The sequence below is a fragment of the Staphylococcus sp. MSU001 genome (assembly GCF_052976705.1).
Genome location: NZ_JBRIKK010000011.1, coordinates 38,281 through 57,972 on the forward strand (window position 1 = coordinate 38,281; position 19,692 = coordinate 57,972).

Here is a 19,692-nt window from a genome sequence, read left to right on the forward strand (position 1 = left end):
TATATAGGATAGGAGGGAAAGTATGACGCTATCATCATATGCAACGAGTAAATTAACAGAAGAAAAGGTATTTAAAGATCCAATTCATCGATTTATCCACGTACAGGATCAATTGATTTGGGATTTAATTAAAACAAAAGAATTCCAACGTTTGAGACGTATTAAACAACTAGGTACTTTATATTTATCTTTTCATACAGCCGAACACAGTCGTTTTGGACACTCTTTGGGTGTTTATGAAATTGTGCGTCGAATGATTGATGAGACATTTATAGGACAAGACGCGTGGGATAATACAGATCGGCCACTCGCGTTGTGTGCTGCGTTGTTACATGATTTAGGTCATGGTCCTTTCTCTCATAGTTTTGAAAAAATATTTAATACAGACCATGAAGCATTTACACAAGCTATTATTACAGGAAATACTGAGGTTAATGGTGTACTAAGTCGAGTCTCTGATAACTTTCCTAAACAAGTAGCTGATGTAATTAATAAAACGCACGATAATAAGCTTGTTATTTCTATGATTTCCTCACAAATTGATGCTGATCGAATGGACTATTTACAAAGAGATGCATATTTTACAGGCGTAACGTATGGCTCATTTGATATGGAGCGTATTTTAAGGTTGATGAGACCATCTAAAGAAGAAGTGTTAATTAAAGATAGTGGTATGCATGCTGTCGAAAATTTCATTATGAGTCGTTATCAAATGTATTGGCAAATATATTTTCATCCAGTAAGCCGTGGTGGAGAAGTTTTATTAAACAATTGTTTAAAACGAGCTAAGCAGCTTTATAATGAAGGATATGAATTTAAAATGTATCCAAAAGACTTCATACCATTCTTTGAAGGAACAATGACGATTGAACAATATGTGGAACTTGATGAAGCAGTTGTATTGTATTACTTGAAGAAATGGATTCATGAAAATGATCCAATATTAAGTGATTTATCAAGACGGTTTATCAATAGAGATTTATTTAAATATATTCCTTTCGACGGTTCAATTATTACCATTTCTGAATTGCAAGAATTATTTGAAGCGGGTGGTATTAATCCTGATTATTACTTTGTAAGTGAAGCATTTTCAGATTTACCTTATGATTATGATCGCCCGGGATCAAATCGTAAACCGATTCATTTATTAAAAAGTAATGGTGGAATTACAGAAATAAGTAATCAATCATTGGTAATCAATAGTATTACAGGGATTAATAGAGAAGACCATAAATTATATTATCCTAAAGAAATGATTTTAAAGATTAAAGATTATCAAATTAAAGGTTCTATTATTAACTTGCTTAATGAATTAAACTAACTGTTAAGAATAAGATATATCGTTTTTATTTAATGACTTATTAGGAGGTGTCTCGTTTGTCTGAGAAAAAAGGTTTCAATTTCAATATTATAAAAAATGATCCACTAGATGGTCATAAAGGAACTAATATTGGTTCAATTAGTTTAGATAATATTGCCCCGGTTTTTATAGATATTGAAAATCAGAAGGCATTTGTTGATATTGGTGGTATGCATGCACGTGCTGAAGTTGAAAAGGGTGTCAAGTGGATTACTGACAAATCGCAAGTTGAAGGTGAGGAGGCTAAAGCATACTGGCTATGTTGGGTGACGACCGAACGTAGTGAACAAGGACCATATTATGCGGGTGTGACTGCATGCTATTTATTAGTTAACAAAAGTATTAGACGTGGTTATAAGAGCATGCCAGAACATGTTAATATGATGGATAAGTCCATGAAACATCAATTTATCATTGACCAAATCGGTGATGATAACAAACAAATTTTAAAAGAATTTCTACAGAATCATAACGTTGAAATGTGGAATAATTCTAGTGAAGAACTATATCGAGCATTTGAATAGAATAAAAGGATAGATGACAGTTTTATGTAGAATGACTGTCCCTATCCTTTTTTTGATGTGCAAAATTTAAATGAATAAGACTTAATTTATTGAAGTATATCTCCTATACGATATGTTTGATAGAGTTGTTGTAATACCTCGTTATGAATTACTTGAAACGGTTGGTTTGTAGTTTTAGCCATCTTCTTCAAATCTTCATACTCGGGTTTCATTTTCATAATTTTTCCATTTTGTAGACCAAATTTAATGGAAACAGTGCCGTGTTGTGTAGAAAGAATTTTAAACGCGCGATTCAAGATCTTTCTATTAACAGAAGTACTTCTGACGCCTAAAGAACTTGTTTCTTGTAAGATAAGTTGTTCGAAATATATCTTATCATGTAATTTACATATTAACGTTAACTGCGTGCTTGGGCGACTTTTTTTCATAAATATAGGCGTATAGTAAGCATCTAAAGCACCTTGTTCTAACGCATTATTCATAAAATCACCTAATGCTTCAGGGGTCATATCATCTATTTGACACTCTATTACTTGAACGCTATCTTGTTGCTCGAATTCAGAGTCAAATTGAATAACCCTTAATATATTAGGGAAATTAAAATCCTTACTGCCAGCACCATAGCCTATATGTTGTATTGTTGCTGAAGGAAATGGCCCAAACGATGAAACGAGTCCCTTAGCAAATGCAGCACCAGTAGGGGTTGTGAGTTCACTTTGAACATCAAAATGTGCGATTGGGATACCTTTAAGAATTTCAGCAGTAGCAGGTGCAGGGATTGGATAAATGCCATGAGCAATATGGATTTTACCATGACCTGTTGGAATAGCTGAACAGTATAATGTGTTAATCCCTAGTTGTTCTAGAGCAATACACCCACCAATAATATCGATAATAGAGTCCATTGCCCCTACTTCATGAAAGTGAACTTCTTCAAACGACATGCCATGAATTTTAGCTTCTGCTTGGCCAATAATTTCAAAAATTTTCTTACTGCGATATTTAACTCTTTCCGGAAGAGTACTGTCATCTATCATTTTAAATATATCATTAACGTGACGATGATGATTTGATTCTTTAACATCAATGTTTAATGTCATTGCATGAATACCTTGTTTTACTCTTTTTTGAAAATGTAGCTTAAATTGATCTAAAGGTAACTTTTTTAGTTCTGATTCAATGTCTTCAGGGTGTGCGCCTAAATCAACTAAAGCAGAAAGTAGCATATCTCCGGCAATACCTGCGTGGCAATCTAAATACAATGCTTTTGTCATAAAGATACCTCACTCTCTTTATTTTCTAGCATATGGATAATCTGTGCAGCGTTGTAACCGCCACCAAATCCATTATTGATATTTAATACGCTGGTTCCGGGTGCACAACTATTTATCATTGATAATAGGGTGGTAACCCCATTCAAGTTTGCTCCATAACCTATACTCGTTGGTACTGCATATATAGGGTGGTTGACTAATCCTCCAACAACACTTGCTAAAGCGCCTTCCATTCCAGCTATAACGATTGAAACTTTACCTTTGCGTATATCATGAATGTTGGATAATAAGCGATGAATTCCTGAAACCCCGACATCATAAAATCGTTTTACACTTACTCCCATGATTTCAGCGGTTAACGCAGCTTCTTCTGCAATAGGTAAATCAGAAGTTCCAGCACAAAGTACAGAAACATAATATTTAGATTGTGGTATATCATTCAGTGGCGTGCTAATTAACTGTGCAGTTTGATGATATTCCAACTTTGGATAATGTTGTAAAATATATTTTGCTTTCATTTCATCAACACGTGTCACTAGAATAACTTCATTATGAAATATCAAACTAGAGATGATTTTAGTGATTTGTTCTTTTGTTTTTCCTTGCCCAAAGATAACTTCGGGAAACCCTTGACGCTGTGCTCTATGTAAGTCAATTTTAGCAAAGCCCAATTCGTCATAATGACTGAGTTGGGCTTTAGCATCATTAATAGATAGTTGATTTGATTTTACAGCTTTGAGCACCTCTTCTATAGAATTATAACTATGGCTCATAGGTACTCACATCCTTATTTAAAACTTGTAGATTTGGTATCAATGATTTCATTCATACTACCTGTACGATAGCCTTCTAAATCCATTGTTACATAGTCAAATCCTAATTCTTTCAAATGTAATATGATACTGTCTTTCAATTTAAGAAGATTAGTTAATTGATCTTCTGTTACTTCAATGCGTGCTATGTTGTGATGATAGCGTACTCGTACGTGGTTGATACCTAGGCTTAAAATGAATTTTTCTGCTTCGTTGACCTTGTTAACTTTTGTGAAACTTAATTCCTCACCATAAGGTATTCTTGATGCTAGACTACATAAGGCTGGTTTATTCCATACAGGCAAGTCATGTTGATGACTTAATTCTCTAACTTCAGATTTATATAGTTTTGCTTCTTGTAAAACGCTACGCACACCAAAGTCGTCTCTTGCTTTTAATCCGGGACGAAAATCATCTAAGTCATCCATAATCATACCGTCTAGCACATAATTAAATCCTAGTTTATTCTTAATATTCTCAAGTTGACTATACATCAAGCGCTTGCTATAGTACCAACTTTCGGGCGTGTTTTTAACGATATTCGCATCTTGAAGTTCAGACATTTCAGTTTCTAATACTTCAACACCTAGACTTTGTCCAAGTTTAAGCGCTAGTTCAAACTCTTCATTTCTAAATAATTCTGATTTTACTACAACAGGTTTAACATAATTAACACCTAAAACATCAATCGCTTTTTTCAGTAACAAGCTACTATCTACTCCACCTGAGAAGGCAATGACTACACTCTGCATGTCTTTCAATAGTGCGTCTAATTTCATTTCTTTAGTATTTAATTCAGTCATAGTTTCCATCCTCCATTTATTATTCTTTGTCTTCTACGTACGGTATCGTTAAAGGACCTTGTGGCATAACACCAATGGTTAATTTACGACCATATCGATGTTCTAATTCTTGTATTGTATGTTCAATGTTAGAGGTTGGGATTAACATCGAGTCTTTAAGTTGTTGGTCAGTAAGTTCTGAATAAACATGCACATTGGCAAAAGTTTGAATACTTGCTTGTTTTTGTACTTGCCATTGGTCAACTTCCTTAAAGTTTGGATCGTGAATAAGTTCTAAAATACCTTGAGGTGTGTCTGCCATTTTGAAAATTTCGGCAAATTTACCATGATCAGGAAAGCCATCTGCACATTCAGATACCATAATAATATGACCGTCTTTTTTTACAATTTTACTCGCTGCACTCATCCCTTTTACTGTTTGATATAAATTTTGATCTAAAGGATAGCCAGAATTTGATGCGATAACAATATCAAAGTGTTGATCACATTTAAACATTGCATGTTCTTTTACATATGCGCATCCTTCTTTGTGTGTATCAAAGATTTCACCAGCAAATGCTGCAGTAATTTCTTTACTTTTATTCAATGCAACGTTAAGTAAAAAGTCAGGTTTACACATACGGTTAACTTCCCGTGCCATGTCTTGAACTGGATTATCTTCTAAATTTCCCCACGTTGATCTCGAATCGCCAATCATCTTTGCATTATGAAAAGTTTGAATTGTTTCTAAACCTGCAATTCCAGGCATTATCCCTTTAGGTCCCCCTGAAAATCCGGCAAAAAAGTGAGGTTCAATAAAACCTGTTACAATTTTAAAATCGGATTCTACATATGCTTTGTTTAAATATACATCACATCCATATTGACTGTGTCCCACTTTAGCTAGACTTTCTTTTTCTGAGCAATGATTGTGAACGATTTTTACTGAATTTACAATATCTTCACCTAACATTTGAATCAATTCATCTCGCGTTTGATCTCGATGAGTCCCTGTACCATTAATAATTACGAAATTCTCACGAGGAACATGATTTAATTCCTCAATTAGTAAAGGTACAAGAATATGGTTAGGCGTTGGACGTGTTATATCACTAATAACAATAGAAACAATATCATTACTGTTTACCATTTCTTTTAAAGATTTAGAATTTGTGGGGTTTCTTAATACATTTTTAATTGCTGATTCATAGTCTTGAATAGCATTGATGTTTTGAGGCTCTATGATTGTGCTATCATCAGGCACATTGATTTCAATTTCAGATTTTCCATATAAAACTTGCGACTTCACTTTCATCCCCTCCGATTAAGATTTTTAAAATACACATCTTCATCCCCAGAATTATAAGGTGTGATTAAGAGCGATGACTTTTCACTAACATGATATATATAGTTAAAAAATTAAAATATATGAATAAAGCATAAAATATGCTATAAAAGTGACGATATTATGTCGCTCTATATACAATTTACAAAAAATTCAGTATAAATGAAAGGACTTTTGGAAAACGATTTCAAAAGAGTGTAAAATAAGGGTGGAAGTAATAGAATTACACTTTAATACTAGGGAGGGCTTTTTATGAAAGCAGCTGTAGTAACCAAAGATCACAAAGTAAGTATTGAAGAAAAACGTTTAAGAGAATTAAAACCTGGAGAAGCATTAGTAAAGACTGAATATTGTGGTGTATGTCACACTGATTTACATGTTAAAAATGCAGATTTCGGTGACGTAACAGGTGTAACGCTGGGACATGAGGGAATTGGACGTGTCATTGAAGTTGCTGATAACGTAGATTCATTAAAGGTAGGGGATCGTGTATCTATAGCATGGATGTATGCAGCATGTGGTAATTGTGAGTATTGCACAACTGGTAGAGAAACATTATGCAGGGATGTTCTCAATGCCGGATATACTGTTGACGGGGCAATGGCTGAAGAAGTCATTGTTGATGCGAATTATGCAGTTAAAGTTCCAGAAAATCTTGATCCAGCGACTGCTTCATCTATTACCTGTGCAGGTGTGACAACATATAAAGCAGTAAAAGTGAGTGGCATCGAACCAGGACAATGGTTAGGCGTATTTGGTGTGGGTGGATTAGGTAATTTAGCATTGCAATACGCCAAAAACGTAATGGGAGCGAAAGTTGTTGCATTCGACATTAATGATGATAAATTAAATTTTGCTAAAGAGCTTGGTGCTGATGCAATCATAAATTCAACTAATGTTGATCCTATTGAGGAAGTTAATCGTCTAACGAATAATAAAGGATTAGATGCAACGGTGATTACTGCTGTAGCTAAAACACCTTTTAATCAAGCAGTGGATGTTGTTAAGGCGGGTGCACGTGTGGTAGCAGTAGGACTTCCAGTAGACAAAATGGATTTAGATATTCCGCGTTTAGTGCTTGATGGAATTGAAGTCGTTGGTTCATTAGTTGGTACCAGACAAGATTTAAGAGAAGCATTTCAATTTGCTGCCGAAAATAAAGTTATTCCTAAAGTCCAATTAAGACAATTATCTGAAATTAACGATATTTTTGATGAAATGGAAAAGGGAACAATCACAGGTCGAATGGTCATTGATATGAGAAGCTAGCACTAAAAGTGAACATAAAAAATAATATAATATTAGGAAATTATATTATCTTTTAATTTGTGAATGTAAAAAAGGGAAGGGACTAATTATGCAATTTAAATTAAAAGAAGATAAAATTTTAGAGTTTTTAGATTTAAATTTCCCACAACAAACATTTGAAAAGGGGCGTCTCCTAATTGGGCAAAATAAGAGACAACCATTACACGTTTATTATTTTGGAGAAAAATTCTTGGCTCTTTTAAATGTAAATTTTAACACTTTTGAATACATTAAAGTAGATGAAGTCGATTATAATGATATAAAAAAAATCACTTTAAAAGACGGACTACTTTTTAAAAAAATGTTTATTGAGACTGAGGATTTTATGTTTAATTATAGTACATCTAAAGCTCTTTTAAGTGATTTTCAAAATAATAATTTTAATCACTTTATTCAAAATAAAAAAGAGCGTGTAATATTTGAAGATGGACATTTCATCTAAAATATATGAATGAAAATTAACTCGAACCTTAAATATTTTATAGAAATGCAATTTGATAATGCTATAATATATTATAGATTTAAAAATATTTTGAGGAATATGAGGTTAAAAGATGAAAAAGACAATGTTCATCATTGCAGCAATGATATTCGGCATCGTATATTTCGATAAATATAGATTTTTATTAAAAAAATATGAAACTGACATTATTGATGTTGAATAATAGCAAATCTGATTGAAGTGATAGGTGACATTTATATTGAATGTGTGAGTTCTCTGTGGCAACAATATCTAGAATAGGAAAGTGCCACTTTCACATCAGTTATGAATTGTGAATATGTAAAAAGAATCTGGGACAAAATTGATGTTTCAGGTTCTTTTCATATTGTGTAAATTTTTGACATGAACACATGTCTTGAGTACTACAAGCAATAGCAGTTTTATGCTATAATGACATTTATTATTGTAAGGGTTAAGGTGAGTAGTAAATTGAATAAAAATATTAACATTCAAACCCATCAAGTTTTGAAACAGAATGGTGAAAAGCAGAGATTTGAGTTTACTACAAAAGGTTTTTGGCAACAAAAATTTGCAGATTTTATACGTTACGAAGAACAAATTGAAGATGCTAAAGTCAATGTTACGATTAAAATTGAAGATACCGGTGTAAAGTTAATTCGTAAAGGTGACATTAATATGAACTTACATTTCGTCGAAGGACATGAGACGACAACACTCTATGATGTACCTGCCGGAAAAATACCTTTAACTGTTAAAACATTAAGTCTTAAGCATTTCGTCACTCATAATGGCGGTAAGCTAAAAATACATTATGAGTTATATCAAGATGAACAAAAAATGGGTTCTTATCAATATGAAATAAATTATAAGGAGATAAGTGAATGAGTATAATCGATCAGGTTAAACAAACGCTAATAGAAGAAATAGAAGTTAGTATTAGAAAAGCTAACCTCGCAGAAGATATTCCAGAAATCAAAATTGAAATACCTAAAGATCCTAAAAATGGAGATTATTCTTCTAATATTGCTATGGTTTTAACAAAGATTGCTAAGCGTAATCCGCGTGAAATTGCGCAAGCTATTGTCGATCATTTAGATACAAGCAAAGCACACGTTAAACAGGTTGATATTGCTGGGCCAGGTTTCATCAACTTTTATCTGGATAATCAATATTTAACAGACATTATTCCAGAAGCTATCACAAAAGGTGATCGATTTGGATATGCAACACAATCTAAGAATACTAACATTTTATTAGAATATGTATCAGCTAATCCAACTGGAGACTTACATATTGGTCATGCTAGAAATGCAGCTGTAGGCGATTCTTTAGCTAATATTCTCATTGCGGCTGGTTACAACGTTACACGTGAATATTATATTAATGACGCAGGTAATCAAATCACTAATTTAGCACGATCAATTGAAGCACGATACTTTGAAGCTTTAGGTGATACGAGTTATGAGATGCCGGCGGATGGTTATAATGGTAAAGACATTATTGAAATCGGGAAAGACCTCGCTGTTAAACATCCAGAAATAAAAGACTACACTGATGAAGAACGCTTAAAAACATTTAGACAACTTGGTGTCGATTATGAAATGGAAAAATTGAAAAAGGATTTATCTGACTTTAACGTGCACTTTGATAATTGGTTTAGTGAAACATCTTTATATGAGAATGGCGCGATTGAAAATACATTATCTAAAATGAAAGAACTAGGCTACACGTATGAAGCAGATGGTGCAACTTGGTTACGTACAAGTGACTTCAAAGACGATAAAGATCGTGTATTAATAAAAAAAGACGGTAATTATACTTATTTCACACCAGATACGGCTTATCACTATAACAAGATTAATAGAGGAAATGATATTTTAATTGATTTAATGGGTGCAGATCACCACGGTTATATTAATCGTCTCAAAGCTAGCTTAGAAACATTTGGTGTAGACAGCGATCGTCTTGAAATTCAAATTATGCAAATGGTTCGCCTTATGCAAAATGGAGAAGAAGTGAAGATGAGTAAGCGTACAGGCAATGCGATTACTTTACGTGAAATTATGGATGAAGTCGGTATCGATGCTGCACGTTATTTCTTAACAATGCGTAGTCCTGATTCTCATTTTGACTTTGATTTAGAGTTAGCTAAAGAGCAATCTCAGGACAATCCAATTTATTACGCACAATATGCACATGCACGAATTTGCTCTATTTTAAAGCAAGCTAAAGAACAAGGTATTGAAGTGTCTACTGATGCAGACTTTTCTAAAATAAATAATGATAAAGCAATCGACTTATTAAAAAAAGTAGCAGAATTTGAATCAACGATAGAGAGTGCAGCCGAACATCGCGCACCTCATCGTCTAACTAATTATATTCAAGATCTAGCTGCAGCATTCCATAAATTTTACAATGCTGAAAAAGTGCTTACAGATGATACAGAAAAAACTAAAGCATATGTAGCTATGATTGAAGCGGTGCGTATTACCTTGCACAATGCATTAGCATTAGTAGGTGTCACAGCACCAGAATCTATGTAAAACTTCATAAAATAGATACACGAGAGCCTGACATATTTATATGTACAGGCTCTTACATTATTTAGTCCTTATTACATATGCATACCAAAAAGAAAAAATAAGCATAGCAAACCGAGATTGGGGTACAGCATAAAGTTTGTTATAAAAGTATTATCAACAATTAGGTAGGACAACACCTCAGACTTCTTGGGAAAATTGGATAATGTAGCATGCGAGATAAAATAATCATTCGAAGTTTTGCGGGGGAAGAAATCATGTTATCAATAGAGAAATTATATCAAATTCTATATCAAAATATGGGCCCTCAATATTGGTGGCCAGCAGAAACACCAATAGAAATGATGCTTGGGGCAATTCTAGTCCAAAATACTAATTGGAATAATGCAGATATAGCGTTATCAAGATTAAAGGAAGAAACTTTTTTTAATGCACAGACAATATTGAAAATGCCTTTAGAATCGTTGCAGCAAGTGATACGTTCGAGTGGTTTCTATAAAAATAAAGCTAAGGCTATACAAGCATTGTTACTATGGTTAAATGAACATCACTTTGATTATAGTAGTATAGCTAAGTTATACGGTGGTAACTTAAGAAAAGAGTTACTCACTATCCGTGGCATAGGTGAAGAGACCGCTGACGTCTTAATAGTATATATTTTTAAAGGTAAAGAATTTATACCTGATAGTTATACTAGACGTATTTTTAGAAAATTGGGATATCAACATACAGAAAGTTATCATCAATTGAAGCAGGAATTAACACTTCCTGAATCATTTTCAAATCAAGATGCAAATGAGTTTCACGCTTTATTAGATAATTTTGGAAAAAATTATTTTAATGGTAAAGGGAAACAACGCTATACCTTTTTAGATACCTATTTTAAAAAATAAGTATTGACCTTAACGTAACGTCATACCTCATACTTTAATTCAGGAGGTGAAATGATGAAAGAACGCTTCAGTCCCAAAATGCTTTCTGACATTACCGGAGTTAGTATACGTACGCTTCATTATTATCATGAAAAGGGGTTACTCGTACCACAACAAATGAGTGCTAATGGGTACCGATATTATAATGTTCAAGATATTTCAAAGTTACAATATATTCTCTTTTTAAAGGAATTAGATTTAACATTAAAACAAATACAGATATATTTTGAAGGTGATAGTGATTTTAGAACTAAAATATTACATGATAATTTTTATCACATTGTTAAAAAAAGAGATCGCTTAAATGATATTATCTGTACGTTAGAACATCATTTTCACCAAGATAATGAAGAGATTGAGGTAACTACAATGCAAAATTTCAATTTAAATGAGCAGTATGAAAAAGAAGCAACAAGTAAGTATAGAGATACCCATTATTATCAAGCATATAAAGATAAACAAAAAAGTAAGGATGAATCAGAACAGCAAAATCATTTTGAGGAAATTAATAAGCAATTAAATATGTTTTTTGACGATATGAATCAGTTATACTTAAACAAAGTTTCTATACTTGAAGCAAGTGGAAAAATTAAGAAATTACAATGTATTTTGAAAGAACAAGTTCCTAATTGTGACAATCAATTTTTAGAATATATGGCTCAGATTTATATTGAAGACGAGCGATTTGTAAAGTTTATTAACAAGCAACGTGAACGTGGTTTGAATTTATACATTTCTGATGCGATAAAAACGTTTATTAAATTATAAAATATTATGTGTCTGGGACATCGTTGATTGTCTCAGACATTTTTAGCATTTTACCGATTGATACTTACATTGTAAAACTGATACCAATACAGAGAAATTCAACGAGAAATTCTACAGACAAGGCAAGTTGGGGTTTGGGCCCTAACATAAGGAAATTCAACGAGAAATTCCACAGACAAGGCAAGTTGGGGTTTGGGCCCTAACATAAGGAAATTCAACGAGAAATTCTACAGACAAAGCAAGTTGGGGTTGGGGCCCCAACATAAGGAAATTCAACGAGAAATTCTACAGACAAAGCAAGTTGGGGTTAAATATATTAATTGATTTAATTCAAAGTTGTCTTTTTCTCATATTTTGTGAAAATCAAATAAAATTGTATCTACAAATATTGGTATATTTTGATATGATGAATAGGAACATTAAAAATAATTTGTGAAAGGGTGATGCTCCAAATGAAAAGTAAACTATGGATAGTTATATGCGCATTGATTGTAGTACTGGCTGCATGTAGTCAAGATGCCAACCACTCATCTAATAATAAAGACACTGAAAAAAGCGATAAAAAATATCATAGAATTGTTTCGCTCATTCCTAGTAACACAGAAATTTTATATCGCTTAGGAATCGGAGAAGATATAGTAGGTGTATCCACTGTGGATGATTATCCTAAAGATGTAAAAAAAGGTAAAAAACAATTCGATGCGATGAATTTAAATAAAGAAGATTTAATAAAAGCTAAACCGGATTTAATTTTAGCGCATGAGTCACAGAAAAATTCTGCAGGTAAAGTGCTAAAGTCACTTAAAGATAAGGGAGTAAAAGTCGTTTATGTGAAAGATGCACAATCGATTGATGAAACTTATGATACCTTTAAATCAATTGGAAAATTAACGGATCGTGAAAAACAAGCTAAAGAACTTGTTGATGAAACAAAACATAATGTAGATAAAATCATTAACTCCGTTCCTAAACATCATAAGAAACAAGAAGTGTTTATGGAAGTATCATCTAAACCAGACATTTACACTGCCGGAAAAGATACATTCTTTAACGATATGTTAGAGAAACTAGATGCTAAAAATAGTTTTGATGATGTTAAAGGTTGGAAATCAGTAAGTAAAGAAAGCATTATTAAACGTAATCCTGATATTCTGATTTCCACAGAAGGTAAATCAAAATCAGATTACATAGAAATGATAAAAAAACGTGGTGGTTTTGATAAAATTAATGCTGTTAAAAATACACGTATTGAAACAGTAGATGGGGATGAAGTTTCTCGACCAGGTCCTCGTATTGATGAAGGGCTAAAGGATTTAAGAGACGAAATATATAAAAAATAATTATTTGAATACGATGTATTGTATTTTGCTTAGATAATTATTTTTCTTAATAAGCTGACAAAGATGTATTTCAAACGCCTGGGACAGTAGTTATTGTCTCAGGTATTTTTAATATTTATGATAAACGGGGATTGAATTAAACTGATGCAAATGCCCTTTGATTCAACCTCATTACTCGATGACTAAATCGTCCAACGAATGGAAGACAGTCGTTTTACACTTTTTAAGTATTGTTTTGTTAATATAGTGATTAAGAAAGTATTGAAAGAGAGAGTTATGAATAAATATAGAAGTGTTATTATATGGTTATTTATTTTAATATTAAGCATGAGCTTAAGTTTATGCTGGGATGTAGGAAAACTTGATGATGTTTTTAATCAAACCATATTATTCCAGGTTCGTTTACCTAGATTGCTTGAAGCCATGCTCACTGGTGCAGTACTTACATTAGCTGGCCAAGTGTATCAAATCGTGTTAAATAATCCACTTGCAGATAGTTTTACATTGGGATTAGCTAGTGGTGCATCATTAGGATCTGGAATTGCTTTATTTTTGGGACTTAGTTTTTTATGGTTCCCTATATTCTCCATTATTTTTAGTTTAATCACACTGTTACTTGTTTTAAGTGTTTCAGCGATGCTAGCCAAAGGATATCCTGTTCAAATGCTTATATTAACGGGATTACTACTTGGTGCACTATTGAATGCATTATTGTATTTGCTTGTTTTGATTAATCCTAAGAAGATGAATCCAATTGCTAGTTATCTGTTCGGTGGGTTTTCATCAGCTGAATATCAGGACGTTATGATTATTAGCATGATAGCATCTGTCGCAATCATAGTATTATTTTTAATGCAAAAAGGAATTAAATTATTGCAAGTTGGTGAATTGAAAAGTCAGTCTTTAGGATTAAATGTACAACAAGTAACGTATATTGTTCTTATAGTAGCTTCCATCATGACAGCAGTTGTGGTCGCATACGTTGGAGTTATTGGTTTTATAGGCATGATTATTCCACAACTGATTAGAAAATTTTATTGGCGTTATCAAATAGGATTACAAATGTTATTGAATATAATCATAGGTGCTGTAGTCATGATAATGGCAGATTTTATAGGAAGTACAATGATACAACCTATTCAAATTCCTGTAGGCATCGTGATGGCATTGCTCGGCGTACCAGTCCTATTTTATATTTTAGTTAAACAGACTAACATATGACGTTCACACTACTCTTTTGCTACAATAGTATTATTAAAAAGTTAAGAGGTCATTGAAAATGAATTTAAACTGCATTAAGGCTATCGTCTTTGATTTAGAAGGCACGCTATTAGATAGAGTTAAATCGCGTGAAAAGTTTATAGAAGAGCAATATGAACGGTTTCATGATTATTTTATTCATGTGCAACTAGCAGATTATAAGAATAAATTTATTGAATTAGACGATGATGAAGACAACGATAAACCTGATCTATATAAGGAAATCATTAAACAATTTCATATCGACCGTCTTAAATGGAGAGATTTATTTAATGACTTTGAAATGCATTTCTATCGTTACGTTTTCCCTTACTATGATACTTTGTATACATTAGAAAAGTTATCGAAACATCATTACATGATTGGTGTGATTGCAAATGGAAAATCCAAAATTAAACAATTTAGATTGCATTCATTGGGGATTATGCACGTTATTAATTATTTAACTACTTCTGAAACTGTAGGTTATCGTAAGCCACATCCTAAAATCTTTGAAGATATGATTGATCAATTGGGGGTTAAACCATCTGAAATAATGTATGTCGGAGATGATGCATTAAACGATGTTGCTCCTGCACGTGCAATGGGGATGGTAAGTGTGTGGTATAAACAAGAAGATGCAGAATTGGAGCCATTAACAGAAGAAGTAGATTATACGATTACTACCATAGAGGAATTGCTTAAAATTTTACCAGATAATTTTGAAACAGAAGGAGAAGAACAACATGGCAATGGATTTAATTACTAAACAAGACGGTACAACATTACACTATAGTACTATGGGACAAGGTTATCCTGTCGTACTCGTGCATACCGCTTTTGATAATTATGCTGTTTTTAATGATTTAGCTAAGGTATTAGCAAAGTCTTTTCAGGTTGTGCTCATCGATCTGAGAGGACATGGTTATTCTGATAAGCCTAGAAATATAGAGTTTTATGACTTTGCTGACGATATAAAATTTTTTTTAGATGCTATATATATTGATGAAGCAGCATTTATTGGGCATGAGATGGGGGCACTTATTGCTGCTGATATGTCTGTTAGAAATCCAGGCTATGTATCCTCAATCATATTAGTTAATCCTACTTCAATAGAAGGTGAATTGCCTGAAGAACGCTTGTTCAGAAAATATGCACATAAAATACGTAACTGGGAAGATGATAAGCAAGAAAAATTTTTGGATAAACGTAGATATTATAAAGCACGTAAGATGAATAAATTTTTAAAGCATGTCGTTGATACAAATAGTATTTCTACTAAAGAAGAAATTCAAGCTGTTAAAGATGTTTTCAAATCCGAAGGTATTGCAGATGTTTTCAAGCATGTTCAAGTTCCTACGCTTATTGTTGCTGGAGAACACGGGAAACGTACAACTACACTAGAAGCTAAAGAAGTCGCAGATTTGATTCAACACAGTGAATTTAACGTCTATCAACATTCAAGTGTATATCCTTTTGTTGAAGAACAGGCTCAATTTACTCAAGAGTCAACAAACTTCATTCACCAATATGCACCTAAATAAAAGAGTTCATACTGAAATTTTGTAAGGTAATAATCAATGAATTAAGCAAGATATGTTTTACTATAAGCGCTGAAACAGTTGTTAAAAGAAAGTTATCTACACAATTTACGTAATCATTTTGTAATATTATTGTTATTTTAGTAATATTTATAGTACAATTAACATGAGCACAGAAGACATAAAGAATCAAAGGAGTGAGTGCTTATGAAAAAACTAATAACATCATTACTTGTTTTAGGATTAGTTTTAACAGGAGTAAGCGTTGGAAACAACGTTGAAGCGGCAACTGGTAATTCAATGAAAACAGTACAACAATTAAACAAAGGTGATAAATCATTAGAAAACGTTAAGATAGGCGAATCAATGAAGAGTGTATTAAAAAAGTATAGTCATCCTATCTATTCTTATAACCCAAATAGTAATGAAAAGTATTACGAATTTAGAACTGATAAAGGTGTTTTGTTAGTAACAGCTAATGGTAAAAAAGAAAGAGGAAATGTTACACGCGTATCAATGACGTATAATAATGCAAACGGCCCTTCATACAAAGCCGTTAAACAACAACTTGGTAATAAAGCTATAAGTCGTGTACATTATAATAATGTTACAGGTAACTTTGGCTATATTCAAAAAGGCCAAACAAGTTATCAATTCAGTTCAAATTCACCAAAAGATAAAAATGTGAAGTTATATCGTATAGACTTAAATAAATAAGAAGAATTGGATATACGTTTTATAAGATAAAATAGTTTGAAATTTGAAGAGTTTAAAGATGAAATCATAATTTGTAAAATGGATTTCACTTTAGCTCTTCTTTTTATTTTAGTTGCTAATGATGATATGATTAATCATTATGTTCAAGTAAAATTGTAAGATGTATGATAAAATTTTAATTTGAAAATAATTAACTTATGAAATCTACAATTTACATCAAGATTTAAATGAAAAGGAGTAAATCATGCGTACGAATGATAAAGTATTACTCGAAAATATTAATGATTATTTTAGTCACAAAGGAATGTCACCACACTTAATTGATGATATAAAAGAAAAATATCGACAAGATATTAAAAAGTCTGAAGAAAAAGATCAAGATTACATTGAATATAGAGGTAAATCACCTGCGCAATTAATATTAACAATTCAGCGTAATTTGTTTGCATTACAACTCAATCCAATGATTTTCTTTATCATTAACTTTATTCTTATTTCATATTTGTACGATAAACAATATGTACCTTTTCAAGCAATTACCGGTATAAGCTTATTTTATTGCTTAGTCATATTTCCAATAACACTCATATTATATGTGCGTATTGCCAAAAAAAACTATTTATACAGTAATAAGTATGAAATGAGAACTGGAATAATCATTGGTATTATTGCTTTAATTCTAGTAATTATGCAAGGATTTCACTTTAATTGGGCTATTATTCCTATTTCTATCTACGGTCATCAGTTTGTATTTTTCGCTGGAATCATTCTAAGTCTTGTTGGTATATTCTTTAAACGTATAGAATTTGTTGGAGTTGGCTTACTATTTTGTCAAAAAACAATAGATGCAATGGTAACTAATCCGGAAATTGCACAGTTTTTCTCTTTAGCAATATGGATTATACTTGTTGTGCTAATCATTTTTTATACGATACGTTTATCTGCACGTACTAAATCATCATAATACAAAGATTTTAACTCAGAAAATATGCTAGACATATCTTTCTGAGTTTTTTAATTTATTAAAATATATCATTTGTTTACCATAAAGCTTGTTTTAGAAAATGAATCACTATTTTAATATAAAAATAATTTAATTACACTGAAAATAACCTGAAAGCGTAACACTATTTTAATATGGGTATATAAATGACTAAAGGGAGGTGCCAATATGAATAAAATTCAAATTTGTAATCAGATTGAACTTAACTATATTGATGAAGGCGAAGGCATCCCCATCATTTTAATTCATGGATTAGATGGAAATTTGGCAGGATTTAAGGATTTAAAAAATGAACTCAAGAAGCAGTATAGAGTAATTACTTATGATGTCAGAGGTCATGGGAAATCTTCACGAACAGAATCATATGAATTAAAAGATCATGTTGAAGATTTAAATGATTTAATGAGAGCATTAAACATCGATTCTGCACATATTTTAGGACATGATATGGGGGGCATCATTGCAAGTGAATTTACTGAAAAATATCAATATAAAGTGATTACATTGACAATTGTTTCGGCTAAAAGTGAGGACATTGCAAATGGTTTCAACAAATTAATGGTTGATTACCAAGAAGAATTAGCAGGGTTTAATAAATCTGAGGCAATGATTATTTTATTTTCTAAATTATTTAAAGAGAAAGATAAAGCAATGAAATGGTATCAAAGCCAAAAATTATACAATAGACCAACTCCGGAAGAAAGTGCAATTGCAGTACGTGCATTGCTTAATATTAAAGATTTAACTCGTGTTCATCATAATGTGTCTATACCTACTTTAATTGTGAATGGTAAGTACGACCCACTCATACAAAATAAAAGTCATTATGATATGGATCAATATTATGATCAAGTTACAAAAATTGTATTTGATAATTCAGGACATGCACCACATATCGAGGAACCAGAAAAATTCCTGAAACTCTATTTAGATTTTGTTAGTTAAAAAATAAGAACATAAATAAAAACCCTTAAATGATTATTGTCGGAAAATCATTTGAGGGTTTTGTAGTAGCAGTAAAGTTTGGACTCAGATCACTATCGTATTAACTTAATAAAAGAGTAAAACAGTCTTATCTTTCATAAGTGAAAGAAATATCTGTTTTACTCCCTAGCCATTATACTTCATTTTCATTATTTGCTTCTTTGATACGGTTGTTTACTCGTTTAAGTAAATCATCGATTTTTTTACGCTGCTTAGAATCTACTAAGATTAAAACAGTTCTTTCATCGTGTTCATTACGTTTTTTATTAAAGTAATTTTCTTGAGATAAATTTTTAACAGCTTTAACAACTTGAGGTTGTTTATAATTTAAGTGATTGATAATATCTTTAAGATAATATTCATCTTCTTTATTCTCACTAATATAAGTTAATACTGCAAATTCTTCAAAGCTGATTGAGAATTCTTTTTTAATTATACCTTTTAATCTGTCAGCATAAGTGACCATAGCTAATAATTCAAAGCAGTCATTGATTTTTGAAATAGCCATTAATGAAACCTCCCTATTTATATCATATCCATAAATCTTAAAACCCATCCTTTTAAATTTAAAGATAGTTAATTATATTATTGAATTAAGATTACTTGGATACTATACCGTAATTTATTAATTTATATCTATTTTTCTTATGAAAATACGAAAGTGTCTGTCATAATATAGTATTAATTTAAATTTAAAGAATATATTTAATGCTATATTATTTAGTTAATTATAACTAAATAAAAATAAGAAGTAAACAAA

The 19,692-nt window shown here is 31.7% G+C and carries 20 protein-coding genes; 15 read left to right on the forward strand and 5 right to left on the reverse strand.

Annotated elements, in window-relative coordinates; all coding sequences use genetic code 11:
- Nucleotides 1-22: 22 nt before the first annotated feature.
- Both ACVBFA_RS06570 and ACVBFA_RS06575 read left to right on the forward strand, forming a co-directional pair.
- Complete coding sequence (locus ACVBFA_RS06570; RefSeq protein WP_001832138.1) at nucleotides 23-1,321, forward strand: HD domain-containing protein; 1,299 nt, start codon at nucleotides 23-25, stop codon at nucleotides 1,319-1,321.
- 56 nt (nucleotides 1,322-1,377) lie between these two features.
- On the forward strand, nucleotides 1,378-1,884 hold the full coding sequence (locus tag ACVBFA_RS06575) for a YwhD family protein (protein ID WP_001832182.1): 507 nt from the start codon (nucleotides 1,378-1,380) through the stop codon (nucleotides 1,882-1,884).
- An 86-nt stretch (nucleotides 1,885-1,970) separates the two neighbouring features.
- Here the strand turns inward: ACVBFA_RS06575 and larC are convergent, their stop codons facing one another.
- From larC to larA, 4 genes are read right to left on the reverse strand one after another with little or no spacing between them, the layout of a single operon-like run.
- The gene (larC, locus tag ACVBFA_RS06580; protein WP_001832070.1) at nucleotides 1,971-3,158 is read right to left on the reverse strand and encodes a nickel pincer cofactor biosynthesis protein LarC; all 1,188 of its coding nucleotides are present in this window, start codon (nucleotides 3,156-3,158) and stop codon (nucleotides 1,971-1,973) included.
- On the reverse strand, nucleotides 3,155-3,931 hold the full coding sequence (larB, locus tag ACVBFA_RS06585; protein WP_001832104.1) for a nickel pincer cofactor biosynthesis protein LarB: 777 nt from the start codon (nucleotides 3,929-3,931) through the stop codon (nucleotides 3,155-3,157). The genes larC and larB overlap by 4 nt, the downstream gene beginning before the upstream one ends.
- Nucleotides 3,932-3,945: 14 nt before the next feature.
- Nucleotides 3,946-4,773 (reverse strand): ATP-dependent sacrificial sulfur transferase LarE, encoded by an 828-nt coding sequence (gene larE, locus ACVBFA_RS06590; protein WP_001832048.1) that lies wholly within the window; start codon nucleotides 4,771-4,773, stop codon nucleotides 3,946-3,948.
- A gap of 19 nt (nucleotides 4,774-4,792) precedes the next feature.
- Complete coding sequence (larA, locus tag ACVBFA_RS06595) at nucleotides 4,793-6,061, reverse strand: nickel-dependent lactate racemase (RefSeq protein ID WP_002495845.1); 1,269 nt, start codon at nucleotides 6,059-6,061, stop codon at nucleotides 4,793-4,795.
- A gap of 288 nt (nucleotides 6,062-6,349) precedes the next feature.
- Between larA and adhP the strand changes: the two genes are divergently transcribed.
- From adhP to ACVBFA_RS06660, 13 genes are all read left to right on the forward strand, one after another.
- Nucleotides 6,350-7,366, forward strand: a complete 1,017-nt coding sequence (gene adhP, locus ACVBFA_RS06600) for an alcohol dehydrogenase AdhP (RefSeq protein ID WP_002487606.1) — start codon at nucleotides 6,350-6,352, stop codon at nucleotides 7,364-7,366.
- An 88-nt stretch (nucleotides 7,367-7,454) separates the two neighbouring features.
- Entirely contained in the window at nucleotides 7,455-7,847 is a 393-nt protein-coding gene (locus ACVBFA_RS06605; RefSeq protein ID WP_002445784.1) for a hypothetical protein, read from the forward strand.
- A 450-nt stretch (nucleotides 7,848-8,297) separates the two neighbouring features.
- A complete protein-coding gene (locus ACVBFA_RS06610) occupies nucleotides 8,298-8,753 on the forward strand; it encodes a DUF1934 domain-containing protein (RefSeq protein ID WP_002445806.1) in 456 nt (151 codons plus the stop codon).
- Nucleotides 8,750-10,411 (forward strand): arginine--tRNA ligase, encoded by a 1,662-nt coding sequence (gene argS, locus ACVBFA_RS06615; RefSeq protein ID WP_002487632.1) that lies wholly within the window; start codon nucleotides 8,750-8,752, stop codon nucleotides 10,409-10,411. The genes ACVBFA_RS06610 and argS overlap by 4 nt, the downstream gene beginning before the upstream one ends.
- Nucleotides 10,412-10,665: 254 nt before the next feature.
- Nucleotides 10,666-11,301: an endonuclease III domain-containing protein gene (locus ACVBFA_RS06620; RefSeq protein ID WP_126122662.1), complete on the forward strand. Its 636-nt coding sequence runs from the start codon at nucleotides 10,666-10,668 to the stop codon at nucleotides 11,299-11,301.
- A gap of 54 nt (nucleotides 11,302-11,355) precedes the next feature.
- Nucleotides 11,356-12,108: a MerR family transcriptional regulator gene (locus ACVBFA_RS06625; protein WP_126122659.1), complete on the forward strand. Its 753-nt coding sequence runs from the start codon at nucleotides 11,356-11,358 to the stop codon at nucleotides 12,106-12,108.
- 452 nt (nucleotides 12,109-12,560) lie between these two features.
- Nucleotides 12,561-13,448 carry an ABC transporter substrate-binding protein gene (locus ACVBFA_RS06630; protein WP_126122660.1) on the forward strand — a complete coding sequence of 296 codons (888 nt, stop codon included), beginning with the start codon at nucleotides 12,561-12,563 and terminating at the stop codon, nucleotides 13,446-13,448.
- Nucleotides 13,449-13,724: 276 nt separating this feature from the next.
- Entirely contained in the window at nucleotides 13,725-14,669 is a 945-nt protein-coding gene (locus ACVBFA_RS06635; protein WP_002469602.1) for a FecCD family ABC transporter permease, read from the forward strand.
- 58 nt (nucleotides 14,670-14,727) lie between these two features.
- A complete protein-coding gene (locus ACVBFA_RS06640) occupies nucleotides 14,728-15,456 on the forward strand; it encodes an HAD family hydrolase (RefSeq protein WP_002445812.1) in 729 nt (242 codons plus the stop codon).
- Nucleotides 15,434-16,231, forward strand: a complete 798-nt coding sequence (locus tag ACVBFA_RS06645; RefSeq protein WP_164539707.1) for an alpha/beta fold hydrolase — start codon at nucleotides 15,434-15,436, stop codon at nucleotides 16,229-16,231. Before ACVBFA_RS06640 ends, ACVBFA_RS06645 begins: the two co-directional genes overlap by 23 nt.
- A 204-nt stretch (nucleotides 16,232-16,435) precedes the next feature.
- Nucleotides 16,436-16,945, forward strand: coding sequence for an SA0570 family protein (locus tag ACVBFA_RS06650; RefSeq protein WP_126122661.1), 510 nt, complete (start codon nucleotides 16,436-16,438; stop codon nucleotides 16,943-16,945).
- 244 nt (nucleotides 16,946-17,189) lie between these two features.
- On the forward strand, nucleotides 17,190-17,909 hold the full coding sequence (locus ACVBFA_RS06655; protein WP_002445816.1) for a hypothetical protein: 720 nt from the start codon (nucleotides 17,190-17,192) through the stop codon (nucleotides 17,907-17,909).
- Nucleotides 17,910-18,116: 207 nt separating this feature from the next.
- Nucleotides 18,117-18,893, forward strand: a complete 777-nt coding sequence (locus tag ACVBFA_RS06660; RefSeq protein WP_002445817.1) for an alpha/beta fold hydrolase — start codon at nucleotides 18,117-18,119, stop codon at nucleotides 18,891-18,893.
- Nucleotides 18,894-19,065: 172 nt separating this feature from the next.
- Here ACVBFA_RS06660 and sarA read toward each other — a convergent pair whose 3' ends face one another.
- Nucleotides 19,066-19,440 (reverse strand): global transcriptional regulator SarA, encoded by a 375-nt coding sequence (sarA, locus tag ACVBFA_RS06665; protein ID WP_002475867.1) that lies wholly within the window; start codon nucleotides 19,438-19,440, stop codon nucleotides 19,066-19,068.
- Between the last annotated feature and the right edge of the window lie 252 nt (nucleotides 19,441-19,692).